This window comes from Streptomyces griseus, from assembly GCF_001715295.1.
GTDB lineage: Bacteria > Actinomycetota > Actinomycetes > Streptomycetales > Streptomycetaceae > Streptomyces > Streptomyces griseus_G.
Genome location: NZ_MDKB01000002.1, coordinates 1,844,760 through 1,870,184, shown reverse-complemented (window position 1 = coordinate 1,870,184; position 25,425 = coordinate 1,844,760). Strand labels below are relative to the sequence as shown.

General features: G+C 71.6%; 24 protein-coding genes and 1 pseudogene. 12 read left to right on the top strand and 13 right to left on the bottom strand.

The features are described from left to right. The first annotated feature begins 61 nt into the window (after window positions 1–61). The 3 genes from BA175_RS14960 (at window position 62) to BA175_RS14950 (ending at window position 2,114) form a co-directional block, all read left to right on the top strand. Entirely contained in the window at window positions 62–460 is a 399-nt protein-coding gene (locus BA175_RS14960; protein WP_069171762.1) for a VOC family protein, read from the top strand. A 92-nt stretch (window positions 461–552) separates the two neighbouring features. Beyond that, window positions 553–1,209, top strand: coding sequence for a CatB-related O-acetyltransferase (locus BA175_RS14955; protein WP_079159554.1), 657 nt, complete (start codon window positions 553–555; stop codon window positions 1,207–1,209). Between the two features lie 5 nt (window positions 1,210–1,214). Then, a complete protein-coding gene (locus BA175_RS14950) occupies window positions 1,215–2,114 on the top strand; it encodes a Vgb family protein (RefSeq protein ID WP_069171761.1) in 900 nt (299 codons plus the stop codon). A gap of 68 nt (window positions 2,115–2,182) precedes the next feature. On the opposite strand, the gene BA175_RS14945 is transcribed toward BA175_RS14950, so the two are convergent. From BA175_RS14945 to BA175_RS14935, 3 genes are all read right to left on the bottom strand, one after another. After that, the gene (locus BA175_RS14945) at window positions 2,183–2,710 is read right to left on the bottom strand and encodes a DUF6584 family protein (RefSeq protein ID WP_069171760.1); all 528 of its coding nucleotides are present in this window, start codon (window positions 2,708–2,710) and stop codon (window positions 2,183–2,185) included. Between the two features lie 87 nt (window positions 2,711–2,797). Beyond that, the gene (locus BA175_RS14940; protein WP_069171759.1) at window positions 2,798–3,574 is read right to left on the bottom strand and encodes a polysaccharide deacetylase family protein; all 777 of its coding nucleotides are present in this window, start codon (window positions 3,572–3,574) and stop codon (window positions 2,798–2,800) included. Between the two features lie 284 nt (window positions 3,575–3,858). Then, entirely contained in the window at window positions 3,859–4,326 is a 468-nt protein-coding gene (locus tag BA175_RS14935) for a MarR family winged helix-turn-helix transcriptional regulator (protein WP_069171758.1), read from the bottom strand. Between the two features lie 101 nt (window positions 4,327–4,427). Between BA175_RS14935 and BA175_RS14930 the strand changes: the two genes are divergently transcribed. The 6 genes and pseudogenes from BA175_RS14930 (at window position 4,428) to BA175_RS14905 (ending at window position 11,515) form a co-directional block, all read left to right on the top strand. Beyond that, a complete protein-coding gene (locus BA175_RS14930; RefSeq protein WP_069171757.1) occupies window positions 4,428–5,642 on the top strand; it encodes an amidohydrolase family protein in 1,215 nt (404 codons plus the stop codon). 148 nt (window positions 5,643–5,790) lie between these two features. Continuing rightward, a complete protein-coding gene (locus BA175_RS14925) occupies window positions 5,791–6,102 on the top strand; it encodes an NIPSNAP family protein (RefSeq protein ID WP_069171756.1) in 312 nt (103 codons plus the stop codon). Window positions 6,103–6,565: 463 nt separating this feature from the next. Next, entirely contained in the window at window positions 6,566–8,341 is a 1,776-nt protein-coding gene (locus BA175_RS14920) for an FG-GAP repeat domain-containing protein (protein WP_069171755.1), read from the top strand. 88 nt (window positions 8,342–8,429) lie between these two features. Next, a pseudogene (locus tag BA175_RS14915) lies at window positions 8,430–8,667 on the top strand (12-oxophytodienoate reductase); the annotation flags it as partial. Between the two features lie 383 nt (window positions 8,668–9,050). Then, complete coding sequence (locus BA175_RS14910; RefSeq protein WP_079159553.1) at window positions 9,051–10,790, top strand: ATP-binding cassette domain-containing protein; 1,740 nt, start codon at window positions 9,051–9,053, stop codon at window positions 10,788–10,790. 14 nt (window positions 10,791–10,804) lie between these two features. After that, the gene (locus BA175_RS14905; protein ID WP_069171753.1) at window positions 10,805–11,515 is read left to right on the top strand and encodes a class E sortase; all 711 of its coding nucleotides are present in this window, start codon (window positions 10,805–10,807) and stop codon (window positions 11,513–11,515) included. Between the two features lie 65 nt (window positions 11,516–11,580). Here BA175_RS14905 and BA175_RS14900 read toward each other — a convergent pair whose 3' ends face one another. The 3 genes from BA175_RS14900 to BA175_RS14885 form a co-directional block, all read right to left on the bottom strand. Next, window positions 11,581–14,001 carry a glycoside hydrolase family 65 protein gene (locus BA175_RS14900; protein ID WP_069171752.1) on the bottom strand — a complete coding sequence of 807 codons (2,421 nt, stop codon included), beginning with the start codon at window positions 13,999–14,001 and terminating at the stop codon, window positions 11,581–11,583. Next, window positions 14,001–14,762: an HAD family hydrolase gene (locus tag BA175_RS14895; protein WP_069171751.1), complete on the bottom strand. Its 762-nt coding sequence runs from the start codon at window positions 14,760–14,762 to the stop codon at window positions 14,001–14,003. Before BA175_RS14895 ends, BA175_RS14900 begins: the two co-directional genes overlap by 1 nt. Window positions 14,763–15,963: 1,201 nt before the next feature. Continuing rightward, entirely contained in the window at window positions 15,964–16,770 is an 807-nt protein-coding gene (locus BA175_RS14885) for a transglycosylase family protein (protein ID WP_069171749.1), read from the bottom strand. Between the two features lie 125 nt (window positions 16,771–16,895). Here BA175_RS14885 and BA175_RS14880 point away from each other — a divergent pair, with 125 nt between their 5' ends. Beyond that, on the top strand, window positions 16,896–17,261 hold the full coding sequence (locus tag BA175_RS14880) for a PH domain-containing protein (protein ID WP_069171748.1): 366 nt from the start codon (window positions 16,896–16,898) through the stop codon (window positions 17,259–17,261). 277 nt (window positions 17,262–17,538) lie between these two features. Here BA175_RS14880 and BA175_RS14875 read toward each other — a convergent pair whose 3' ends face one another. Continuing rightward, a complete protein-coding gene (locus BA175_RS14875; RefSeq protein ID WP_069171747.1) occupies window positions 17,539–18,273 on the bottom strand; it encodes a peptidoglycan recognition protein family protein in 735 nt (244 codons plus the stop codon). 81 nt (window positions 18,274–18,354) lie between these two features. Next, window positions 18,355–19,002, bottom strand: coding sequence for a ScbR family autoregulator-binding transcription factor (locus tag BA175_RS14870; protein WP_069171746.1), 648 nt, complete (start codon window positions 19,000–19,002; stop codon window positions 18,355–18,357). Between the two features lie 90 nt (window positions 19,003–19,092). Between BA175_RS14870 and BA175_RS14865 the strand changes: the two genes are divergently transcribed. Then, window positions 19,093–20,028 carry a ScbA/BarX family gamma-butyrolactone biosynthesis protein gene (locus BA175_RS14865; protein ID WP_069171745.1) on the top strand — a complete coding sequence of 312 codons (936 nt, stop codon included), beginning with the start codon at window positions 19,093–19,095 and terminating at the stop codon, window positions 20,026–20,028. Between the two features lie 24 nt (window positions 20,029–20,052). Here BA175_RS14865 and BA175_RS14860 read toward each other — a convergent pair whose 3' ends face one another. Further along, window positions 20,053–20,817 carry an SDR family oxidoreductase gene (locus BA175_RS14860; RefSeq protein ID WP_069171744.1) on the bottom strand — a complete coding sequence of 255 codons (765 nt, stop codon included), beginning with the start codon at window positions 20,815–20,817 and terminating at the stop codon, window positions 20,053–20,055. A 300-nt stretch (window positions 20,818–21,117) separates the two neighbouring features. On the opposite strand from BA175_RS14860, the gene BA175_RS14855 reads away from it, so the two are divergent. After that, window positions 21,118–22,026 carry a quinone oxidoreductase family protein gene (locus BA175_RS14855; protein ID WP_069171743.1) on the top strand — a complete coding sequence of 303 codons (909 nt, stop codon included), beginning with the start codon at window positions 21,118–21,120 and terminating at the stop codon, window positions 22,024–22,026. A gap of 113 nt (window positions 22,027–22,139) precedes the next feature. Here the strand turns inward: BA175_RS14855 and BA175_RS14850 are convergent, their stop codons facing one another. The 4 genes from BA175_RS14850 to BA175_RS14835 all read right to left on the bottom strand — a co-directional run bounded on the left by BA175_RS14850 (window position 22,140) and on the right by BA175_RS14835 (window position 25,241). Then, the gene (locus BA175_RS14850) at window positions 22,140–22,448 is read right to left on the bottom strand and encodes an SCO5918 family protein (RefSeq protein WP_069171742.1); all 309 of its coding nucleotides are present in this window, start codon (window positions 22,446–22,448) and stop codon (window positions 22,140–22,142) included. A gap of 62 nt (window positions 22,449–22,510) precedes the next feature. Then, window positions 22,511–24,073: a DEAD/DEAH box helicase gene (locus BA175_RS14845; protein WP_069171741.1), complete on the bottom strand. Its 1,563-nt coding sequence runs from the start codon at window positions 24,071–24,073 to the stop codon at window positions 22,511–22,513. Between the two features lie 296 nt (window positions 24,074–24,369). Next, a complete protein-coding gene (locus BA175_RS14840; protein ID WP_014155340.1) occupies window positions 24,370–24,573 on the bottom strand; it encodes a cold-shock protein in 204 nt (67 codons plus the stop codon). Between the two features lie 305 nt (window positions 24,574–24,878). Further along, window positions 24,879–25,241, bottom strand: coding sequence for a helix-turn-helix domain-containing protein (locus tag BA175_RS14835; RefSeq protein ID WP_069171740.1), 363 nt, complete (start codon window positions 25,239–25,241; stop codon window positions 24,879–24,881). Window positions 25,242–25,425 lie beyond the last annotated feature (184 nt).

The window sequence follows — 25,425 nt, the reverse complement described above, 5'->3', positions numbered from 1 at the left end:
TTGCGGTGCTCCGGCTGCCAGGAAGCGACCCCCTGCACGGAAACCTACGAGGAGAAGCACCTTGCAGATCAGCGCGTCCACCGTCTCGCTCACCGTCGACGACGTCGCCGCGTCCCAGCGGTTCTTCACCACCCACCTCGGCTACACCGAGCAGGCCGCCGCCGACGGGTTCGCCTCCCTGACGCGCGACGACGCCGCGATGGACGTCGTCCTGCTCGCACGCGGCACCGAGGTGCTGCCGGCCGACCAGCGCGACCGGCACGCCTCCGGCCTGATCCTCGCCTTCACCACCACCGGCATCGAGATCGAGGAGAAGCGGCTGCGTGCCGAGGGGGTCGACATCACCATGCCCTTGCGCGAAGAGCCGTGGGGCGAACGCCTCTTCCAGGTCACCGACCCCAACGGCGTGGTCGTCCAGTTCGCCGAATGGGTCACCGCGGCCGGCCACGAGAACGTCTGAGGCCCGATCCCTCAGGCCGATCCGTTCCTGCCCCGGCCACACCCCTCCAGGACCGTGTGCGACATCCCGTAACCAGGCAAAGGACTCCGGCCTTGTCTCCTGACCCCAACACTCTCCACCCGCTGCCCGCCCACGAGCGGGTGGTGTTCCTCAAGGCGCTGGTCACTTCGCCGAACATCGCCGTGGGCGAGTACACCTACTACGACGACCCGGACGGCGCCACGGACTTCGAGCACCGCAACGTCCTCTACGCCTACGGGCCGGAACGCCTCGTCATCGGCAAGTACTGCGCCATCGCCTCCGGGACCACGTTCCTGATGGCCGGCGCCGATCACCCCACGATGGGCGTCTCGACGTACCCGTTCACCATGTTCGGCGGCCGGTGGGCCGAACGGACCCTGGACATCGTCACCGCCATGCCCAGCCGTGGCGACACCGTCGTCGGCAACGACGTCTGGTTCGGCCACCGGGCCACCGTCATGCCCGGCGTACGGATCGGCGACGGCGCCATCATCGCGGCCGGGGCTGTGGTCACCGCCGACGTCCCGCCCTACACGATCGTCGGCGGCAACCCGGCCCGACCGATCCGGCAGCGCTTCGACGACGCCGACGTCGAACGGCTGCAGCGCGCCGCCTGGTGGGACTGGCCCGCCGACCTGGTCACCGAACACGCCCGCACCATCATGGCCGGAACCCCGGCCGACATCACGCGGATCGCCTCCGAACACGGTCCCGGGAGGACCTCTTGACCCGGATGTCCATCGAAGAGCACACGGTGGCCGACAGCGCGGCCGGACCCTACGCCCTCACCACGGGACCCGACGGTGCCCTGTGGTTCACCCTCGTCCACAGCGGCCGGATCGGCCGCCTCGTCCCCGGCGAGGAGCCGACGAGCCACCCGCTCGCCCCCGGCAGCGGGCCGAGCGTCATCGCCTCCGGTCCTGACGGGGCCCTGTGGTTCACCCAGTACAAGGCGGACCGGATCGGCCGGATCACCACCGACGGCGTGATCGAGGAATTCGACGTACCCACGCCCGGCTGCGGGCCGTTCGGCATCGCGGCGGGACCCGACGGCGCTCTGTGGTTCACCGAGACCGCCGCCGACCGCATCGGCCGCATCACCCTCGACGGGCGCGTCACCGAGTTCCCGCTACCCGTCACCGGCGCGTTCCCCTCGGGGATCATCGCCGGCGGTGACGGCGGGATGTGGTTCACCCTCAACCAGGCCCACTCCCTCGGCCGGATCGGCATGGACGACGCGATCACCCTCCACCCCCTGCCGACGGAGGCGGCAGCGCCCGTCGGGATCGCGGCAGGCCACGACGGCGCGCTGTGGTTCACCGAGATCGCCGCCGGACAGATCGGCCGGATCACACCGGACGGGCGGATCACCGAGTTCCCGCTGCCCGACCGCACCGCCCGACCGCACGCCGTCACCGTCGACGGCGACGGCACCGTCTGGTTCACCGAATGGGGCGGCAACCGCATCGGCACCCTCACCCCCGACGGCGCCCTCACCGTCCACGACCTGCCCACCCCTGGCTCCGAACCGCACGGCATCACCGTCGGCCCCGACGGCGCCCTGTGGACCGCGCTGGAGATCGGCGCACTCGCCCGCATCGCTCCGGCCGCCCCGGTGGTCGGCGCCACCTGACCGGACGGGGCGGTGACCACCGTGCCCCGGGCCGGCAGAGCCGTGCCCCCGGGCCCGGCAGACCCGGGTCAGTCGAAGAGGGCGACGACTCCGTTCACCCAGATCGCGAGGAACGCGAGGACCCCCACCAGGCAGCCGATGCCCGCCAGCGCACCGCCGGCCGTCCACGGCTCGGAGGGCGCGTCGTGCCCCTCCTCCAGGTCGTCCCGGTAGGAGGCGGGGTCGTCCCAGTCGACGGGGTGCCCCAGCTCCTCGGCGCAGGCGGTCCGCACGGCCGCCAACTGCCTCTTTGCGAAGGCGGTGGCAGCCATCGCCTCGGGGCCGCGCCAGGCGAGGGCGCTCATCCGCCACCCCGGAGACCCGTACCGCGCCTCGAAGGCGGCGGTCTCACCGGCGTCGCGGTCCTCTTCCAGGTACATCCAGCGCCCGGCCTCGGCGGCGTCGCCGTAGAGCCGGTACACCTCGGCCAGACGCCGACGGAGCGTCAGGTCGTACGGGAAGGACGAGACGAGACCGCGCAGACGCTGGCGTGCGACGGGAACCCGGCCGGCCGCCAGGTCCGCGTCGACTCGGGCGAGGGTCTCTGTCAGGGGCATGGGCACATGATCGGACACCGCACCGCACCCCGTCGAGCCGGTTCTCGGGCCCGGTCCACCGGCCGTGCCGGTGCGGCCGGGCCTCGTTCACCGTACGGGGAAGCCGAAGGAGTACCCCTGCTCCCTCAGCCAGGGCAGCACCTCGCCCAGGGCGGCAACGGTCTGGGAGCGGTCGCCTCCCGCGTCGTGGAAGAGGACCGTCGGCCCGTCGGAGATCTCCGACTTGACGGTGGCGACCATCGTGTCCACACCAGGACGCTCGAAGTCCTTGGAGTCGACGTTCCAGCCCAGCGGCCGCATCCCCCGGGACGCGGCGAGGTGCCGGCTGTACGGGGTGAAGGCTCCGCCCGGAGCCCGGTAGTACTGCGGCCGGACCCCACCGGATGCCTTGGTGATCATGCGTTCGGCGTCCAGGATCTCCTGGGACTGGTAGGCCTCGGACCGGGTGTCCATGGCGGTGTTGTGCGAGACGGTGTGGTTGCACAGCCGGTGGCCGTCCGCCACGACCGCCTTGACCAGGTCCGGGTACGCCTCGGCCTGCGTGCCCACCATGCAGAACGTCGCCTTCACACCGCTGTCCTTCAGCAGGCGCAGCACCTGGGGCGTCCAGACCGGGTCCGGTCCGTCGTCGATGGTGATGTTCACGCCCCGGTCGCCACGGTCCGAGGCGTGCGCGATGTCCGCCGCCACCTTGGTCACCTGGTCCTCGGGCCGGACCTCCGGCGCCGGGACTCCTGCCTGCGGACCCCCGCCTGCGGTGCCGGCCTGTGCGGTCCACACCGAGGTGGCGGCGGCCAGCGCGGTCACCGCGAGCGCCGCCCCGAGAAGCCGGCCGTGCCGTGCCCTTTCCTTGTGCCGTGCCATGTCCGCCCGCCCCTTTGCCGTCTCCCCGATGCCGTGCGCCCATGAAGACACGCGGACGGCTCCGCGGGCTGCCCCCGTTACCGAGCACGGACAGTTCCGCAGAGGACCGGCGACAAACGCAGAGGTTCCGCGACGGATCACGGGAGGCAGCGGCCTCCGCCCGGCGTCGGCGAAGGCGGCGGACCCGGGGCAGGACGGGCGCCGGGGGCGGGGCGGGTGCCGGCGCCGGCCGCATGTCGCGGGGTCCCGGGCCGCGCGGCGCGTCACTCGCCCCGCCGTCCCGCTCAGCCGTGGCCCGTGGCCTGTTTCCTCGACCACGCGGTGGCGTCGACGCCGTACCGGGAGAGGAGGCGTGCGAACTGCACGCGTTCCTCCGGCGCCCAGGCAGCGGTGATCTCCAGGAACGCCCGTCGCTGCTCAGCGGCGAAGCGGCCGCGCTCGGCCTCGCCGTGCTCGGTGAGTTCGAGTACGCTCCGGCGCCCGTCGGCCTGGGACGCCGTCCGTCGCAGCAGCCCCTCCTCGATGAAGGCGGCGACGGTCCGGCTGGCGACCGGCTGGGCGACACCCATCTCGGCGGCGAGTGCGCCGACGGTCGTCTCACCCGGCGCGTCGGCGATCACGTTGAGTACGAGGTTGCGGGACAGGTCCTTGCCGGAGGCGGGCGCGCGTCGCCGCAGACGTGACAGCGCCGGGCCGATCCGGTCCAGCGCCGACTCGTCGGGCGGCTGCTCGGAGGAAGACGCGCTACTCATGTGCCTGATTCTAAGCCCCGACACCGCCGTTTGCATACCGACAGGCATGTGCATAGCATTAGATATACAAATTGCCGAGCAGGGAAAAGGGGCGGACTTCCATGGCACTCACCGCGATCACCGGTGCCCGGGTCTTCGACGGGGAGAAGTCGGTGGGCGTGCAGACCGTGGTCATCGACGGCGGAAGGATCGCTCGCGTCGGCGGTGACGTCCCCGCGGGCAGCGAGATCGTGGACGGGAGCGGCGCCACACTGCTGCCGGGGCTCATCGACGCCCATGTGCACTCCGCCCCGGGCTCCCTGGCGCTCGCCCTGCGGTTCGGGGTGACGACCGAACTGGAGATGCAGGGGATGAACACCCGGGAGAACCGGGGAGCCGTCACCGACGACGACACCGTGGCCGACGTGCGCTCCGCCGGCTTCGCCATCACACCGCCCGGTGGACACCCGAGCGAGTTGATGCCCGAGGGTTTCCGCCCCAAGTGGGACCTGCCCCCGGTGATGCCCCTGATGCCGTTCTCCACCACGCCGGAGGAGGCGGCCGCCTACGTGCCCCAACTCCTCGCGCGAGGATCCGACTTCATCAAGTTCATGATCGACGACGGCAGTGTGGAGGGGCACCCCGGGCTGCCCTCGCTGGACCGGGCCACCGTGAACGCCGGTGTGGCGGAGGCCAAGAAGTACGGGGCCCTCACCGTGGCCCACGCGCTGACCGTGGACGCCACCAGGATGGCCGCCGAAGCCGGCATCGACGGCCTCACCCACGTGTTCATGGATCAACCGCACACCGCTGAGATCGTCGACCTCATCAAGGACGCGGGCATGTTCGTCGTCCCCTGCATCAGCCTCAACGCCTCGATGATGGGGATCACCGCCGGCGAACTCGCCGACGACCCCCGGGTGGCCTCCCGTCTCGACAGCGCGTGGGACCGGACCCTGCGGTCCAGCTACAACCGCTACCCGCAGGGCGAACTGACCGACGTGTACGACACCGTGCGCGCCCTGGACGCCGCCGGTGTCGACCTGCTGGCCGGCACCGACGTCTCCATGGCGGAGACGTTCTTCGGGGGCCTGGCCCACGGGGCGAGCCTGCATCACGAGCTGCAGTACCTCGTGGCAGCCGGCCTCACGCCCTCGCGGGCGCTGCGCGCGGCCACAGCCACCGCGGCCCGCCGCTTCCGCCTCGGCGACCGGGGCCGCGTGGCGGAAGGGCTCCGCGCCGACCTTCTGCTGGTGGACGGCGACCCCACCCACACCATCAGCGACACCCTCAACACACGCGCCGTCTGGCGCAGGGGGACCCGCCTGGCGGACTGACCACCGCCCGGACCCCTGCGTCCCGGACGCCGGCCACGGCCGAGGGCCCGGGTCGGTCCGACGGCCGTGACACGGGGCCGGCGGTTCCTCCGGCGGCGGGCTCGCCCGGCCGTACGGCCCGTCGCCCGTGACACGGCATCATGCCTGCATGATCACCGTTCACCTGAAGTACGAGATCGACCCCGACAAGCTCGACGACTTCGAGGAGTACGGACGCCGCTGGGTCCGGCTCGTCAACCGTTTCGGCGGGACGCACCACGGCTACTTCCTGCCGAGCGAGGGCGACAGCGACATCGCGTACGCCCTGTTCTCCTTCCCCGGCCTGGCCGCGTACGAGCAGTACCGCACGGACAGCATGACCGACCCGGAGTGCCAGGAGGCGTTCGCACTGGCCCGTGAGACGCGCTGCATCAAGCGCTACGAGCGCCGCTTCCTCCGGCCGCTCGACGTCCCCGCCTGACCTCGGCGGCCGGGACGGCCGGTTGCCGGCCCTCCGCGGACCGGACCGCGGGCGCCGTGGTCCGTGTCTCCGGCCTCGCGCCTCGCCCCGCGAAGCCGCCGGCCGGCCGCCGGAGTGCGACCGCCCGGTGGGTGTGCGAGGGCCGGACCGGTCAGGGAGTCGGTGCCCGCCCGGTACTCCCGCCCGGAGCCGTACGGCCCGAGGTGCCCGGGTGCGAACGCACCGGGCACCGACCGGCAAGTAGCTCACCGGGGAAAGGACTTGCCCTGAAGGCCTTGGTGAGGATAGATCTACACCACGACCCTGGGGAGGGGCGCCACCACCGGTGGGGGGTTCTTGTTCTGTCGTGCGCGCGTTGAGGGCGTTTTCGCCGTGGCGCGTCGACGACGTCACACGTCCGTGGTTCTGCCCGGCATGCGCCGCCCTCCTCGGACGGTCTCCTTTTCTTCCACGTGGAGGCAGCATGCCCAACCCTGCGAGACCCGAGTCCCGGTGGACCCGACGTATGGCCGTGTCGGCGGCGATCGGCTGCGCCGGACTGCTGGTCAGCAGCTCGATGACGATCACCGCGTACGCGGCAGAGGGTGACGGGGGCACGCCGGGGGCGTTCACCGCCCCCCTCCCGGCCGCCACCGAGCGTCCCGTCCTCTCCATGCCGGGCCGATCGGCGGCGGCCGGAGAGCAGAACAAGGGCCTGGCGCGGTCCGCGTCCGTCCCGGCCGCTCAGCGGGCCGACTTCGACAACGACGGTACGGGCGACTTCGTCTACCGCGTCCCCTCCGGCGATGTGTGGGCCGACTGGGGATACGACGCGGTTCCCGCCATCTCGGGTGCCGAATCGCAGGTCAAGGACCTGCTGCTGCCCGGTGACCTCACCGGTGACGGCCACGCCGATGTGCTGTCCCTGACCGCCACCGGCTCCCTGCGGCTGCACAACGGCATGTACGCCACGTCGGAGGGCGGGCTCGCCTCGTACACCACGCTCAGCAGCGGCTGGCAGGCCTACAACAAGCTCGTCGTCCCCGGTGACCTGAACGGCGACGGCGCGCCCGACCTGCTGGCACGCAGCACGGCGGGACTCTTCCTCTTCCCTGGTACCGGCACCGGCTTCGGCAAGGGCATCCAGGTCGGTGGGGCGGGCTGGGGCCAGTTCGACCAGCTGGTCGGCGCCGACGACCTCACCGGGGACGGCTTCGCCGACCTGGTGACCCGTACGTCCGCCGGGCTGTTCCTCTACCCCGGCAACGGAAGCGTCACCGGTTACCCGTTCAAGGACCGCATCCAGATCGGCGGCACGGGCTGGACCCAGTACAACCAGCTGGCCGGCGGCACCGACTACAACGGCAACGGCACCGCGGACCTCGTCGCCCGGGCGTACGACGGCACGCTGTACCTCTACGACGGCAAGGGCACCGGCACCTTCCAGGCCAGGCAGTCCGGCGGCGAGGACTGGAACGTGGCGGCCCCGCTGGGCGGCGCCGGCGGCCAGCCGGCCTTCGGCAAGCAGGCCGTGTTCGCCCGCACCGGTGACGGCACCCTGTACTACTACTACGGCACCGGTACCGGCCGGCTGTCGGCGAAGTACCTCGTCGGCACGGGCTGGACCCGTTCCGCGGTGCGGCTGACCCACGCGGTCTCCCTCCGGAACTCCGGGGACTCCGACCTCATCGCGCACAGCACGTACGACGGCCACCTGTACAACACGGCCACCTACGCCGAGAACGACACCGATCTCGCGGGCGGCTCGAAGCTGTACAACCTGGTGGTCGGCCCCGGTGACCTGAACGGCGACGGCAAGAGCGACCTGATCGCGCGCAGTGCGACGGCGCTGTACTTCTACGCGGGCAACGGCGACGGGCTCTCCATGAAGAGCCGGGTACAGGTCGGCGGCAGCGGCTGGAGCCAGTACAACAAACTGGTCGGCGCCGGTGACTACAACCTCGACGGGCGGGCCGACCTGATCGCCCGCAGCTCCGCCGGCCTCTTCTTCTACCCCGGTACCGGAAAGGCCAGCGCCCCCTTCGGCGCGCGGATCGCGGTGGGGGGCACGGGCTGGAGCCAGTACACCAACCTCGCGGCGCCGGGCGACATCAACGGCGACGGCATCGCCGACCTGCTGGCGTCCAACTCCGCCGGTCAGCTGTTCTTCTACGCCGGTACGGGCAAGGCGTCCACGCCGTTCAAGGCGCGGGTGCAGATCGGCTCCGGCGGCTGGAACCAGTACCCCGACCTGGTCTGATCCGGGCGGCGCGATCCGGCGTCGTACCCACCTCACGCCCCGCCCCGTCCCGCACCCGCGGGGCGGGGCGGTCGTGTCCGAAGAAGCGAAGAAGCTCAGCGGCAGGCCGGCGCTCGCCGTCGGACCCGTCGGTCCGGACGGTGACTTCTGCGGCGCCTTCCAGGGCAAGGACTCCGCCGTCACCGGCATCGGCCGGCTGCCGGACCGGCGGGGGGCGACGAGTTCGGCATGGTCGCCGTCGGCCGGGCGCTGATAGCGGCCCCGAGCGGGTGGCGAAGACGCCGAGCGGCGGCGCCGAGGACATCACGCCGTTCGCGGCCGGGATGCCGGGATCCCCGCGCGGACCGCACCCTGACCGGGGGCGGCGGCGCGGACCGGGCCGGCCGCCCCCGTCGGGACCGGTTCGCGCGTAATTCCGGGCAACGGGGCGGGCGGCCGTTGTACAGTCTCCGCGTCCTGTCGTCTCCGATAGAGGTGGACGTTGCGCATCTGAGGTCCGCGATCACCGCGCGGTACGGCCCCCGCCGTAGCCCGTCACGCTCCCGTCGGCTTTCCTGCCGTCCCGTGACGTCCGCGTGGATGCGACCTCGGTGCATGAGCCGTCCCCCGCCCTCCGGAGGACCGCACCCCCGTTCTCCCCGGCCTGGTCGCCGCGTGGTGCTCGCCTGCGAAGCCCCCTGTTCACGCGCTTTCGACTGCGAGGATCACCATGCCCCAGCCCCTCACGCCCTCGGCTTCCCTCACCTGTTCCGGCCTCTCCTTCCGGTGGCCGGACGGGACGGAGCTCTTCGACGGGCTCTCCCTCGTCATCGGACGGGGCCGCACCGGGCTCGTCGGCGCCAACGGCTCCGGCAAGTCGACACTGCTGCGCCTGCTCGCCGGACTGCTGCGCCCCGCCCAGGGGTCGGTGACCGTCGGTGGCAGCCTCGCCTACCTGCCGCAGAACCTCACCCTGGACACGGGCCTGCGCGTCGACGCGGCCCTCGGCATCGGCGAGCGGCGGGCCGCCCTGCGCGCCATCGAGGCCGGAGACGTCTCCGAGAAGCACTTCGAGACGGTCGGCGACGACTGGGACGTCGAGGAGCGGGCCCTCGCCACCCTCGGCTCCCTCGGGCTCGGGGGCGTGGGACTGGACCGCACCGTCGGGCAGCTGTCCGGCGGCGAGACCGTCCTGCTGCGCCTGGCCGCCCTGCTGCTGGAGCGCCCCGACGTGCTGCTGCTCGACGAGCCGACGAACAACCTCGACGTGTTCGCCCGCCGCCGCCTGTACGAGACCGTCGACTCCTGGCGTTCCGGCGTGCTCGTCGTGGTCAGCCACGACCGTGATCTGCTCGAACGGGTGGACCGCGTCGCCGAACTGCACACCGGCTCGGTGAGTTGGTACGGAGGCGGCTGGTCCGCCTACCGGGAGGCGCTGGCCACCCGGCAGGAGGCCGCCGGCCGCATGCTGCGGGCCGCCGAGTCGGACGTACGCCGCCAGAAGCGCGAGCTGGAGGAGGCGCAGATCAAGGTGGCCCGCCGTCAACGGCACAACAAGAAGATGGACGCCCAGCGACGCGCCCCGAGGATCGTCGCGGGCGAGCACAAGAGGTCGTCCCAGGAGGCGGCGGGCAAGCTCCGGGGCCTCCACGAGGACCGGCTCAAGGAGGCCCGGGAGCGGCTCGACGACGCGGCGGACGCCGTCCGTGACGACGCGGAGATCCGGGTGGAGCTCCCGCACACCGCCGTACCCGCGGGGCGCACCGTCCTGAGCGTGCGGGGGCTGCGGCCCCGCTTCGGCCTGCTGCGGGACGGGGAGCTCGACGTCCGGGGGCCGGAACGCGTCGCGCTGATCGGACGCAACGGCGCCGGCAAGACGACACTCCTGCGCACCCTCACCGGTGAGCTCGCGCCCCTGGCCGGCGAGGCCAGGACGTTCGTACCCCTGCGCTTCCTGCCGCAGCGCCTGGACGTGCTGGACGAGGAGCTGAGCGTGGCGGCGAACGTGGCCCGGCTGGCGCCCGGTGTCACCGACAACCGGATCCGCTCCCAGCTCGCCCGTTTCCTGTTCAAGGGGGCGCGCGCCGACCAGCCGGCCGGCACCTTGTCCGGCGGGGAGCGCTTCCGTGCCGCGCTGGCGGCGACGATGCTCGCCGCCCCCGCCCCGCAGCTGCTGATGCTGGACGAACCGACCAACAATCTGGACGTGGCCGGTGTCCGGCAGCTCACGGCCGCGCTCGCCGCCTACGAGGGCGCGCTGCTGATCGCCGGCCACGACCTGGCCTTCCTCGAGTCGGCCGGCATCACCCGCTGGCTGCTCGTCGGCGAGGACCTCACCGAGACGAGTGCGGAGGAGGTGCGTGAGCTGCTCGACTCCCCCGACGCGAGCGGGGGAGGGGCCACCGGTGGTGTACTGGAAGGTGGCGGGCCGGGAGCCAGGGCCCGCGGAACTCAACCGACCGGCTACTGATCCGGAACCCCCTCATGCACCGAGCAAACGGAACCGGCGGACGCACCCGGGCGCTCGCGGGCGTGGCCGCCGCCCTCGTCCTCGCGGCAGGCTGTACGGCGACGGCGTCGGCCACGGAGCCCGCGCCGACCACCGCCACCGCCACCGCCGTCGCGGCTCCGGCCGCCACCCCCGCCACCGCGCCGAGAACGCCGGCCGACAGGACCGACCCGCGTACCGCGAGCGCCACACTCTCGGTACCGGCGATCGGCGTGACGGACCTGCGCGTGGTGCCGTACAGGGGGACGACCGACGACGGGCCGGGGACGCGTATCCAGGACCGGAGCGTGGCCGCGAGTCCCTGGGGTGAGCGCGGCGGCGTCGGGCCCGGCGAGATCGGGAACTACCTCGTGACCGCCCACCGGCTCTCCGCGGGCGGCCCCTTCCGCGACGTGCCGTCGCTGGACAAGGGCGACCGTGTCCTCGTCACGTCGCAGGGCACGGTGTACGAGTACCGGATCACCGGGACGCGGGAGACGTCCTTCCGGTCCGCCCGCTCCCTGGCCGAGCAGCGGGCGGAGGTACCGGGCGCGCCGGGTGAGGCACCGACCCGGGCGATGATCACCCTGTCCACCTGCGCGACCCCCGAGGACGACGCGGCCGGGAACCACTGGCGCGACGCCCACCACAATCCGGAGCACCGGATCGACAAGATCGGCGTGCTGGTCTCGTCCCGGCCCTCCTGAACGCCCACGCGGACCGCCCCGAACGCGCCGGACGAGGCGGGAGCGGGCCGGACGCGCGGGGTGGGTCAGGACGGCAGGTCCAGCCACTGCGCCGTGGCGGTGGGCACCACGTACGTCCGCCCGTCGAGCACGACCTTGAGCCCCGGCTTGCCGTTGTCCGGGACGGCGACCCTGACGCGCTCGGCCCGAAGGCGCAGGTCCACGTCCCAGTGGCCGCGGAAGCGGAGGCGCATCCCGAACTTGGAGAGCTGCGGCAGGGTGGCCGGGGAGAGCCGGAGGGCGTCGTCGCGCGTCTCCAGGCCCGTCATCCCGCGCTGCACGAAGTCGAGCGTGCCGGCCATCGCCCCCAGGTGGATGCCTTCCTCCGTCGTACCGCCCTGGATGTCGGCGATGTCGCCGATCAGCGCCTCCTCGCAGTACGCCCACGCGTCGGCACGCCGGGTCCTGGCCAGCACCCAGGCGTGGACGAGGGAGCTGAGGGTCGAGCCGTGGCTGGTGCGCGCCAGGTAGTAGTCGGTGGTGGCCCGCCAGGTCTCGTCGTCGAGCTCGTGGCCGAGCCGCCGGAACAGGCCGGAGAGTTCCCGCGGTGAGAAGAGGTAGCCGAGCATGAGTACGTCCGCCTGCTTGGACGCCTGGTAGCGGTTGACGGTGTCGCCCTCCGCCTCCAGGATCCGGTCCAGCCGCCGGATGTCCCCGTACCGCGCCCGGAGACCGTCCCAGTCGAGTTCGGCCAGATCGCCGTAGCCGGCGAACTGGCTGATGACGTCGCGGTGGTAGGGCACGTGCAGCCGGTGGGAGACGTCCTCCCACCGGGACAGCTCGGCGGGCTCGATCCGCATCTCCTCCAGGAGCTTCCTGCGTCTGCTCCCGGGCAGGGCGAGGACGATTTCGCCCGCCCGGGCCAGCACCCACGCCGCCGTCACGTTGGTGTACGTGTTGTCGTCGAGCCCCGCCACGTCGGAGTCCGGATAGCCGTCGTGGTACTCGTCGGGCCCCATGACGTGCCGGATCCGGTACCGCCCGAGGGCCGGGTCCCAGGTGGCGCTGTCGGCCCAGAACCGGGCGATCTGCAGCAGCATCTCGGCGCCCTTGGAGTACAGGTACTCCGTGTCGCCGGTGGCCTGGCAGTACTGCCACACGTTGTACGCGACCGCCGAGCCGACGTGGTGCTGCAGCCGTGACCGGTCGGTCAGCCAGCGGCCCGACCGCGGATTGAGGTGCACCTCCTGGGTCTCCTCGCGTCCCTCGGCCGCGCTCTGCCACGGGTACATGGCGCCGGCCCGGCCCGCCTCCCGCGCCGCCCGGCAGGCAGCCGGCAGCCGCCGGTACCGGTAGTCGAGCAGCCCCCGGGAGACCTCCGGCAGGTGCAGGTTCAGGAACGGCAGCACGAACAGCTCGTCCCAGAAGACATGGCCCCGGTACGCCTCCCCGTGCAGCCCCCTGGCCGGTACGCCGACGTCGAGTTCGGCCGTGTGCGGGGAGAGCGTCTGCAGCACGTGGAACAGGTGCAGGCGCAGGATGCGGCCCGGCTCGCCGGGCACCTCCAGCTTGACCTGCTGCCACAGGTTCGCCCAGGCCCGGCGGTGCGATGCCAGGAGCCTGCTGTACGCCGGGGCACGGCGCACCGCGGAGACGGCGGCCCGCAGAGGGCTGCCGATCGCCGCGTCACGCGAGGTGTACAGGGCGACCGTCTTGTCGACGGCGACCGCCGCGTCCGGTGCCATGGGCAGCCGGAGGGCCTGCTGGACCACGCGCGGCAGCCGCCGGGGCTCGGCGCGGTAGCGCCCGGCGTCACCCTGGGGAACGGCAGCGGCCACGGTACGGGCGGCCAGCGCCACACCGATGTCCGATTCCACCGTCCGGCACCGCAGCCACACCACGGAACCCGGCTCGACACCCGTCTCCCAACCCGTCAGGTGCCGGTTCGCCAGATCCCGGTAGCGGGCGACACCGCTGTTGCGGACGTCCCCGTCGATCCCGGACTCCACCTCCAGCTCCCCCTCCCAGCCGTCGGCCGTGAACGTCGTGTGCAGTGCCGCGAGATGGGGGTCCTCCATGTGCACCAGCCGCTCCTGCTCCACCGTCAGGCGCCTGCCTTCCCCGTCCTCGTACACGGACCGGCGGGTCAGCGTTCCGCCGCGCAGGTCGAGCGACTGCCGGTGGCCCACGAGGGAGGGGTCGTCGGGGGAGAGCCACGGGCCGGGGCCGGCGGCGCCGGCCGGATGGAGGCGGTAGCGCAGCGGCAGCCAGTCGGGGAGGTTGACCATGTCCTCGTTCTCGACCTGCCGCCCCTGGACGGTGGAGGTCAGCCGGTTGTAGCAGCCGGCCGCGTAGGTGCCCGGGTAGTGGAACTCACCCGCGGATGTCTCGGGGGCGGCGCCCCGGGTGGCGAAGTAGCCGTTGCCCAGGGTGCACAGGGCCTCCCGCAGGCGCTCCTTCCGCGGCTCGTACCCCTCGTACGACCAGGTCCATGCCCGCGCCGCCATCAGTCCTCCTCCGGGATCAGCAGGTCGCCGGGATCGGACACCACCAGATCGGCGCCGTGGCGGCGCAGGTCGGCCGCGCTGTCGGGCCCACGGGCCCGGTCGACCCCGACGACCAGACCGAAGCCGCCGCGCCGGCCCGCCTCCACCCCGGCGAGTGCGTCCTCCACGACGGCGGTCTCCTCGACCGGCGGCCCCAGCCGGCGCGCCGCCTCCACGAAGAGGGCGGGGTCGGGTTTCCCGGGCAGGCCGAGGCGGCGCGCCTCGTTACCGTCGACCACGGCCGCGAAGAGGTCCAGCAGTCCGGCACCCGCGAGTAGCTCGGTGGCGTGCCGCGAGGCGGAAGCGGCGGCGCACGGGATCCGCTCGTCGCGCAGCACCCGCAGGAGGCGGACGGTGCCCGGCCAGACGGCGACCGGACGGGCGCGCAGGCCGTCCGTGAACGCCGCGTCCTTGCTCGCCGCGACCGCCCGCACGGTCGCCGTCCCGGGCGGGTCGTCGGGGCTCCCCTCCGCCAGGGTGATCCCTCTGGAAGCGAGAAAGGCCTCGGCTCCGTCCAGGCGCGACTTACCGTCGACGTGGCGCCGGTAGTCCTCGTCCGCGTCGAAGGGTGGCTGCCCCTCATGGGCCGCCAGGCACGCGTCGAACGCCTGTTTCCATGCCGCGGCGTGCAGGGGGGCCGAGTCGGTGATCACCCCGTCCGTGTCGAAGACGACTGCGTGTACGGAGCGCAGGGCTGCGGTCAGTGACGGCGCGGCTGCCATGACCGGGTCGTCCCTTCGTCGAAGGCGGTCCCCCGTTCCATGGCACCAGGTATCCGCCGCGGGCGCCGCTTCTCACCCACAGGGCAGGAAGTTTCTCACCTACCTACAGGGTGAGAGGTCGCAAAAGTGTCACTCAGTAGTTCGTGGATCTACCGTGGACATATGGCCAGAACCGAGCTTCCTCAGAATCGGCGGGCCGCACACGTGTGTCCGGTCTGCAAGCACCCGGTCGCGACGGTGGTGACGCGGCACAAGACCCTGGGCATCTTCGTGCCGGAGTGGGGTCCCGGATCGTGCAGGAATCCCGCATGTCCGGGTCGTGCGACGAAGACGGAGAGTCACGGGGAGACCACGGAGCGGTAGTCCGGGATCTCTCGGGTCGGGGAGCCGGATCCGGACGGGGGCGCCGGAGAGGGGCAGGCACCGCCCTGTGGGCTGCGGGACGAGGGGGCACGGGTCGCTCCTCCGGCCGCCGCACCCGACGCATCGCGAAGTCGGCGGCGGACGCCTTCGGGAACGCGGTACGCGGTGCGTGTCCCTCATGAGGGGAGGACGGGGGCGCCACCGGCGCTCCGGGGAGGGGACGGCGACTTCTGCGGGGACGCCTTCGGAACACGGCTCGCGTTCACGGAGGGCCACCGCGAGGACGCACTTCGCATCGCCATCGGCTGCACCTGGGAGCTGTGGCGGCTCCGGAGCTCTTACCGCGGACCCACCCGGCGCTTCCGAAGCTGGGCGGAACGCGCGCACCGCACCACCGACGGACCGGTCGGCATCATGACCCGGCGTGTTGCGGACTTCGCTAACGGCTGGGGGGACGACGGCAACCTGAATGCTCTGCACGGCTACGGTGCTTCCCTTCCGCGCTTCCGGGACGACGTTCCGGTACTGCCGGGACGGTAGAGCCATCACTTGCCCTCACTCCGGGTGTTGCCGAGCGGCTTCTACGGTGCGGTTCCTGCTGCTCGTGCGGGCTGCTCGTGCGGTTCCTGCTGCTCGTGCGATTCCTGCTGCTCGTGCGGTTTCTTGCTGCTCGTGCGCTGTGTTCGGTTCGGTTCTCGCGCCTGTCGGGCGGGCCGAACGATCAAGCGGTTCAGGCAGGTCAAGCGGTTCAGACGGTTCAGGCGGTTCAGGCGGTTCAAGCGGTTCAGTCAGTTCAGTCAGTTCAGTCAGTTCAGGCAGTTCAGGCAGTTCAGGCAGTTCAGGCGGCCAGGGTGAGGCGCTGCCCGGGGTAGATGAGGTGCGGCCCCTCGTCCAGGAGGGCACGGTTCAGCTCGTACAGCGTGTGCCAGCCACCGGGTACGTCGGCGCGGTCGGCGATCACCGAGAGACAGTCGCCCGGCTCGACGACGTAGGTGTTCCGGCCGGCGAGCTCGGAGGAGTCCGTGGAGTCGGTCGCCTCAGCCGCTTCGGGTGCCTGGTCCGAGGTACCACCGGTGCTGCTGTCCACGCTGCTGCCGGAGTCGCTTCCCGTGCCGCCGTTCGCGGTTCCGCTGCTCTCCGTACCGTGCTCCGCACTGCTCGAACCACTGCTCGAACCACTGCTGGACTGCCGCTCGGGGGCCGCCGCGCTGCCGCTTCCCGAGGACGAGGTGCCGTTCACTCCGAGGCGTCCACAGGTGGGCCAGGCGGAGAGACCCTGGCCGCGGGCCACGCGTTCACCGACGGCGATCTGCTCGGACCGGGTCGCGAGGTCGGCGCGAGGGGCGTACTGCTCGCCGCCGTAGGCCCGCCAGGTGGAGGGTGAGAACTGGAGGCCGCCGTGGTAGCCGTTTCCGGTGTTGATGTTCCAGCGGCCGCTGCTCTCGCACTCGGCGATGCGGTCCCAGTCGGTGCCCGCGACGACGGTCGGGGCGATCACGGCCTGCGCGGGGACCGCCTGGGCGGGTGCCGCCTGCGCCGGGGCGTCGGCAGCGCTACGGCCTGCGAGGCCCAGCACGCTCAGGAGAACCAGCAGAAGGGCGAGCGCCGATTCGACGGGCCGCTTGGCGAGGGGTGATGTCTGCATGACTGTATTCCTCCGCTGTGCTCCGAAAGGTGTGCAAGGGCACGAACAGATAAGCCGCCGATAAGCTGCTTATTGGACTTAGACGCGCTCGAAGTCCGCACATTCACTCGGGTGGAGGCTCTCTCATGGCACTGTTCGGAAACGCTCACACCGTCGATCCGGCCGCAGCTCAGCAGGACTACGCGCGCCTGCTCGGGCAGGGCGAACGGGTGCACGCCGCGTACCTGCTGATCCGCGACACCATCCTGTTCACCGACCGTCGGCTCCTGCTCGTCGACAAGCAGGGAATCACCGGCAAGAAGGTGGAGTACCACTCCGTTCCGTACCGCAGCATCACGCACTTCGCGGTCGAGACGGCCGGGACCTTCGACCTGGACGCCGAACTGAAGATCTGGATCTCCGGCAGCGCGACCCCGATCCAGAAGACCTTCACCAAGGGTGTCGACATCTACGAAGTGCAGGCGATCCTCACCCAGTTCGTCGCCGGCTGAGCGCCGGTCCGACAGCTGCGGCGATCAGTCGCGGCGTCGGACGCGGTGCGTCCCGAGGCGGTGCACCACGAGGCGATGGGGGTCCGCGCGCCGGACACAGGAGACGTTCCGCCAGGTAGGGCGAGGCGCGGCAACTGTCCGTCGCCGGGCGCCTGCCGGCAGCTCCGGGACCGGCCCTCGGGCCGCCGGCCGCGACGCGTGGCGCGGGAGACGGCAGACAGACGCGGGAGACGACGGACGCGGGCGGGCCGGGTCAGGGACACGGGCCCCCATCCCCTCAGTGCCGGGCCGCCCGCAGTCTGACCATCTCGGCCCGGATCGCCGGTAGTTGCGCGTACAGCGCCTCCCCGGGGCAATCGGTCCGGTAGGTGTCGCGGTGGCCCGACACCGCCTGGAGGCGGACGACTTCGCCCCGCTCGTAAAGACTGTCACCGTTCGTGGAGACCATCCGTACGATGTCCCGTGGGTCGATCTCCCTGCGCAGCTTCCACGCGCCCACCTTCGCGATCCCCTCGATGAGCGCCTTGGGCACCGCTACCCCGGGGCCGAAGGTGCCCAGGGCCGCCACTCCCACGCTGTGCGCGTTGAACCCCGTGGCGTGGGCTCCGCGCACGGTACGGCCGACGCCGCCCGCCCTGCCCTCGTATATGGTCCCGCAGCGGTCCACGACGAAGTTGTAGCCGATGTCGTCCCACCCCTCGCCCTTGACGTGCTGCGCCTCCATGGCACGGAGCATCTTGGGGGCGTCGGCGCAGGCGTACCGGTTGGTGTGCCCGGTGTGGTGCACGAAGACGACCTTCACGCCCCCCGTGTAGACCGCCTTCTCCTTGACCAGGCCCTCGTCCGCGTGCCACGCGGCACGGCTGACGATCGGGGGCCGCGGGGCGCCGCTCTCCGTCTCGGGCTTCGCCATGGCCGGATCGGGCGCGACGAGCCGTACCGGCGCGTCCCGGAAGACCAGGAGCGTCAGCGGCACGACCATGGCGCCCAGGGCTGTTCGGCGAAGCCACATAGAGCCACCATGCCGCCCGACCAGCCACGACGCAGGCGAGGACCCCCATTCGGGTGACACGTGGCCGTGCGGCCGGCCGGGTCAGGACGCGACAGCGGCTGTCCTGTTCTGCTCGATGATGCGTTCGGCCCGGTGCGGGGAGGTGTCCAGCCGGGCCAGCACGCCCGGCACGGTCGTGTTGGGGAGGATGAGCTCGAAGAGGGCCGAGATCTCGGTGACGAGGTCCGGCGGATCCGCCATGGACTCCGTCACCAGCTGCACCCCGGTCCAGGCCCCGACCAGGAGACGTGACGTGGCTACCGGATCGACGTGCGGAAGCAGCTCGCCGCGCTCCTTCGCCTCGGTGAGGAGGTCGGCGCCTATCACGATCCAGTCCGGCCAGCGGGTCCCGAAGAGGCTGCGCGCCCGCGGGTCGACCGACAGTCGTATCGAGGCGCTGAGCAGGGGCTCCCTGGGCAGCCGGTAGGCCAGCAGAAGGGCCATGTCCACCCACTCCTGCAGCTTGAACGTCTGTGGAGTGACGCCGTCCGCGGTCACCGCCTCCTGGAGAACACCGCGGGCCAGCTCCTCCTTCGACGTGAAGTGGAAGTAGAGCGCGCCCCTGGTGAGACCGGCGCGGTCAAGGATCGCGGCGATCGTCGCGGCGTCGTAGCCGTGCTCGTCGAAGACCTCTGCGGCGGCTTCCAGGAAGATTCTGCGCGTGCGGATCGCCCGTTGCTGTCGTGCCAACTCGCGCTCCCCTTGGCCGTGGATGGACGCTTCTTCAAAAAATACCGGTGAACCGGTACCGTATCAGCGCCACACTGACCATTTTGCGACATGTCCGGGGGGGCCGTGCCCGACGTACCTCTGTGCCCGCAGACACCGCGCAGCAGGGCAGAAGACCCGGTCGGCGTCCCCAAGGAGTACGTCCACCTCAGTCGCGCCGACGCCGTTCTGATCAGCGGCTGGGACCGCCTGGAAGATGGCGAGTTCTCACTCACCGCCCACTGGCCGGTGCCCCAGGACGGGATGCCGTACGACCCCCGGGTGCTCGTCCAGACCATCCGGCAGAGCGGTCTCGCCATAGCGCACGCGGAGTACGGCGTCCCCCTGTCCCATCACACGCTCCTGGACTCCTTCGACTTCACCGTCGCCCCCGGATTCAGCGTGTCCGCCTCCCCCCGGCAATCCTGCCCCCTCACGGTCAGGATCTCCCTCGCGGAACAGAAGAAACGCGGCCGGTCCGTCAGCTCCCTGGGAATGGATATCCGCCTTTTCCATGACAACGACCTGGTGGCGCGGGCGGATTGCCAGTTCGGGTGGATCTCCCCGGGCGCCTATCGCCGGCTGCGTGGCGAGCGGCTGAGCGCCGGATGGAACACCTGGCCCCTCCCCGAACCGGTGGCCCCCCGCACCGTCGGCCGTGCCACGCCCACCGATGTGGTGCTCGCTCCCGGTGACCGGCCCCGGCACTGGCAGTTGCGCAACGACGTGGACAACGTCCTGCTCTTCGACCACCCCGTCGACCACGTCCCCGGGCTCGTCCTGATGGAAGCCGCCCACCAGGCGGCGCACGCGACGCTGCATCCGACTCCCTTCGAGCCGACCACGATCGCCACCACCTTCGAGCGGTACACCGAGTTCGACCGGCCCTGCTGGATCGAGGCGGAGGCCGTGCCCACCGGCGCCCCCGGCGAGACGGCCGTGCTGGTCACCGGAGTGCAGGACGGCAGAACGGTCTTCCGTGGCCGGCTGAGCGGTCCGTGCGGCTGACGGCCGGCCGCGCGCCGCGCCGGCTCACTGGTTGACGAAGCCGCCGTCCACCGGCAGGACCGTGCCCGTGAGGAACGGGCAGCGATCACTGAGCAGCCAGGCCGCGGCCGCCGCTATCTCCACCGGCTCGGCCGTGCGCCCCTGCGGCGTCATGCTGTTGACCATGTCCTCCAGACCGGGGTTGCGGCCGAACCAGTCGGCCGTGATCTCGCTGCGGGTGGTGCCCGGGGCCACGGCGTTGACCCTGATGCCCTGCTGCGCGTATTCGTCCGCCGCGGCCCTGGTGAGGCCGACCACCGCGTGTTTGGCCGCTATGTAGGGGGCGGCGGCGGGTATCGCCACCAACCCGCCCACACTGGTGGTGTTGACGATGGAACCGCCCGCACCGCCTGCCAGCATGGCCGCTATCTCGTGCCGGAGGCAGTTCCACACCCCACGGACGTTGGTGTCCATGACGGCGTCGTAGACGTCATCTCCCATGAGGTGCATAGGGGTACGGTCCCCGCCCAGCCCCGCGTTGTTGAAGGCGGAGTCGAGACGCCCGTAGGTGTCCACCGTGAACGTGACCGCCCTGGCGGCGTCTTCGGCCACCCTGACGTCACAGACGACGTGCGACGCCTGCGCTCCCTTGTCCCTCAACTCGCCTGCCAGCGCGGCCAGACGGTCCTCCCTGCGCGCGGCGAGCACGACCGTCGCGCCTTCCCTGGAGAACACGTGCGCCGCCGCCGCGCCGATACCACTGCTCGCCCCGGTGACGAGGACGACTTTGCCGTTCAGGAGATCGCTCATGCGCGCAGTCTCGCAGGCATGTCCGGCCGCGACCACGTCTGTGGACAACCCCTGTGGCCACCTACGTCGACAGCCGTTTCGGCACCCGGTTCGTAGGCGGCACCCGGGCTCCGGGGGCCCTTCGCGCGGGAACGGCCGGCATCCTGTGTGCGCGGGGGGCGTGACGCAGCAAGCCCCATAACAGACCGGATGTGCCGTTTTGCCGTATTTCGGTCGGCCCGTTCGTCCGGGTGCTCCACCGGACGAACGGGCCTCACCCCCGATCCGGCCGACGCCCGATCCCGCGCGGTACCGTGCGGCATGCTCGCCATCCAGTTCGACCACTTCGGTGGTCCCGAAGTCCTGAACCCCGTTGAGCTGCCCCCTCCCGTCCCGGGCCCCGGTGACATTCTGATCACCGTCGAGGCGGCGGGGGTGAACTTCGCGGACACCCACCAGGTGGACGGTTCCTACCTCGCCGCCGACGCCCTCCCCTACGTGCCGGGCAGCGAGGTCGTGGGCCGTACTCCCGACGGGAGACGGGTCCTGGCCCGGGTCTCCCACGGATACGCGGAGCAGGTTCTCGCCAAGGAGTCCGCGGTCCACGAGATCCCCGAGACCCTGGACGCGGCCGAGGCGCTGGCCCTCCTGGTGCAGGGGCTGACGGCGTGGCACCTGCTGCGCACCTCGGCACGGCTGCGGGACGGGGAGAGCGTCGTCGTGCACTCCGCGGCCGGTGGCGTGGGCAGCCTGGCGGTCCAGCTGGCCCGCCGGTTCGGGGCGGGCAGGGTTCTCGCACAGGTCTCCACCCCGGCCAAGGAGCGGCTGGTCCTGGACCTCGGCGCGGACGCGGTGGTCACCTACCCCCTCCAGGAGAAGGCCGACGTCATCCTGGACGCGGTCGGCGGCGAACTCTTCGAGCAGGCGCTCGGCTCGCTCGCCTCCTTCGGCCGCCTCGTGACGTACGGCAGCGCGGCCCGCACCGGCTTCACCCCCGTCGACCCGGCCCGGCTCGGCCGCCTCAACGCCTCCGTCGTCGGGTTCTGGCTCCGCCCCACGCTGGCCGTTCCCGGTGCCGTGGAGGGGCCGCTCGGGGAACTCCTCGCCCTGGTCGCGGCGGACCGGCTGAAGCCCGTGACCGGCGCGGACTATCCGCTCGCGGAGGCCCGGCGCGCCCACGCGGACCTGCTGGCACGCCGGACGGTCGGCAAGGTCGTCCTGCGCCCCTGAGCACGCCCGTGCGCACGGCCTCGCGTACGGACCCCGCATCCCAGGCGGCTGTGCCACGCACCGCACCCCCGGCCCTGGCGGGCACGGGGGTGCGGGTCGCAGACGCGTACCGGTCAGACGGACCCGGGGGTGCCGAGCAGAGCCGACGCGGTCTCCAGCGGGGTCAACGGCACCGCCGGTGCGGGAGGCTCCGCGGGCCGGCAGGTGAAGCCGAGACGCGTCAGCGCCCGGGTCACCTCGGCCGCGCTGAAGTCGCGGCGGTCCTGCCGGGTGATCACTTCACCCACCTGCTTGACGGGATACACGCGGCGGCTGATGACCACGGCGTCACCGGTGACGGGTTCGGGCTTGATGCCCTTCATCGAGTCCTCCACCTCGTTCTTGAAGAGGTCGAAGGGGAAGCGGGCGATGACACAGCGCATGGTGCCTCAACAGGGTCGTGGAGAAAACCGGACGGGGCCCGCCGGACCGGCGGGCCCGGTGACTACGCGGCCCGGTTGGACCGGCGCTGTGCCGCGGCGGCCCGCGCCTGCGGCGTCGGCGTACCCGCGTTGGAGCGGCGGCCCTGGCCCGGCCGCGCGCCACGCCGGCCCCGAGGACCGGAACTCTTCGCGCGCTCCGTCGGCGGGGCCGAGATGACGACGGGGACACCGGAGGGCGCCTGGGCGCCGGTGATGCGGCTGAGCTCGGCCTCGCCGGAGCGGACCTGCGCGATCTGCGGCGTGATCCCGGCGTCGGCCATCAGACGGCTCATCTCGCGGCGCTGGTTGGGCAGCACCAGCGTGACGACGCTGCCGGACTCCCCGGCGCGGGCGGTACGGCCGCCGCGGTGCAGGTAGTCCTTGTGGTCGCTGGGCGGGTCGACGTTGACGACGAGGTCGAGGTTGTCGACGTGGATGCCGCGGGCGGCGACGTTCGTGGCGACCAGCACCGTGACATGGCCCGTCTTGAACCGGTCCAGGGTGCGGGTGCGCTGCGGCTGGGACTTGCCGCCGTGCAGCGCCGCGGCCCGGACCCCGCTGTTCAGCAGGTGGTCGGTGAGCTTGTCCACGGCGTGCTTGGTGTCCAGGAACATGATCACCCGGCCTTCACGGGCCGCGATCTCGGTGGTCGTGGCGTACTTGTCGGCGCCCTGGACGTAGAGCACGTGGTGCTCCATCGTCGTCACCGCACCGGCGGCCGGGTCGACCGAGTGGACGACCGGGTCGTGCAGGTACCGGCGGACGAGGAGGTCCACGTTGCGGTCCAGGGTGGCCGAGAACAGCATCCGCTGCCCGTCGGGGCCGACCTGGTCGAGCAGCTCGGTGACCTGGGGCATGAATCCCATGTCGGCCATCTGGTCGGCCTCGTCCAGGACGGTGATGGCGACCCGGTCGAGCCGGCAGTCGCCGCGCTCGATGAGGTCCTTCAGCCGGCCCGGGGTGGCGACCACGACCTCCGCGCCACCGCGCAGCGCGCTGGCCTGGCGGCCGATGGACATCCCGCCGACGACCGTGGCCAGCCGCAGCTTGAGGGACCGGGCGTAGGGGGTCAGCGCGTCGGTGACCTGCTGCGCGAGCTCCCGCGTGGGGACGAGGACCAGGGCCAGCGGACGGCGGGCATCGGCGCGGTTGCCCGCGGTGCGGGCCAGCAGGGCCAGTCCGAAGGCGAGCGTCTTGCCCGATCCGGTACGGCCGCGGCCCAGGACGTCACGGCCGGCCAGCGAGTTGGGCAGGGTGGCCGCCTGGATGGGGAACGGCACCGTCATGCCCTCGGCACCCAGCGCCGCCAGCAGCGGTGCGGGCATGTCCAGGTCGCCGAAGGTCTCCACGGCGGGGAGGGCCGGCGTGATGGTCACCGGCAGCGCGAATTCACCCGTGACGGCGGCCGGGCGGCGCCCGTAACCACCGGAACGCTTCGGTCCGCCGGAGCGGCCCTGGAAGCCGGGGGCGGCCTGGCGGGCGGATCCCTGCGAACGGAAACCGTTGGCGGTGCGGCTGCCGGAAACCCCGCCGGAGCGGGTCCGGGAAAATCGGTCGTTCGTGCGAGCTGTGCGATCGCGGTTCAATGGAGAACCTTCCCTCGAATGGCACGTGTCGAGGGATTCTTTCCGGGCGGCTGCAGCCATGTACGGCGCCAAGAATCGCAAGAACGAGCCGGTGAAATAACGAAGAACGAAGCGCGCCCGCCGGATGAACCGGCTCGTTGCGGCGCTTCAGGATGACTGCAATTCACTGCTCCGGCCCGGCCCGCGCCCACCGGAATCGTCTACCGGTCCAGCGCCGGCCACGGCCGGGGAACACAACGAGCTGGGGCCCGCACCCCAAGGTGCGGGCCCCAGCTACGCAGTACGCCTGACGGTGATCAGGCGGGGGTGATGTTCTCGGCCTGCGGGCCCTTCTGGCCCTGCGTGACGTCGAAGTTCACCTTCTGGCCTTCCTGCAGCTCACGGAAGCCCTGGGCGGCGATGTTCGAGTAGTGGGCGAAGACGTCAGCGCCGCCACCCTCCTGCTCGATGAAGCCGAAGCCCTTTTCCGAGTTGAACCACTTCACGGTGCCAGTAGCCATGCCATATCTCCTTCGGGGCGTTGCCCGTGGGCCCACACTGTGCGAGCCCTACGTCGCCGCAAATGATTGCCCCGTCCGGAAGAGACCGGAAATACAAAAGTGCGCCCACCGGAGTGAAACCGGCGAGAGCACTTGAAGTTTTGGGAACCACAACTGCAACTGATCCCAACCGTAGCACGATTCGGGCGCAGCCGGGCGGTAAGCCATATCACTCCGGCGGCGCTCCACCGTGCACGGCATAAAAATTCATCGCTCATTGCGCGTAATTCTGTGCCGGCGGAATCAGATATGTACCCGTCCGCCGGTCAGGAATCGGTACCGCCCCGGCCCGCCCTCGGCTTCCGGGGAACCTCGTCGAGCCGGAGTTCCTCGTTGAGCCGCAGGGCCTCCTCGAGCTGGTCCTCCAGGATCACGATGCGGCAGGCCGCGTCGATCGGCGTGCCGCCGTCGACCAGTTCGCGGGCGCGGGCGGCGATGCGCAGCTGGTAGCGCGAATAACGGCGGTGACCGCCCTCGGACCGCAGGGGCGTGATCAGCCGGGCCTCACCGATCGCCCTGAGAAAACCCGGCGTCGCGCCGATCATCTCCGCGGCTCGCCCCATGGTGAAAGCGGGGTAGTCGTCGTCGTCGAGACGATCCGTGGCGTGCGAGGAAGTCTCCGGGGGCATCTGCACCTCTTCTGCTGCGCACCGGCCACCGGTATGGCCTGGCTGCACGAGAAAGCCTAGGCGTACGGGTAGGTCATGTCTATCGCCGCTATATCAGGTTCCCGGCGTCGGGGACATCCCCCTCGCGGCACACGCACCGACGACCGAAGGCGCCGTGCCGCCTCCGACCTGCCGGTCCGCGCGA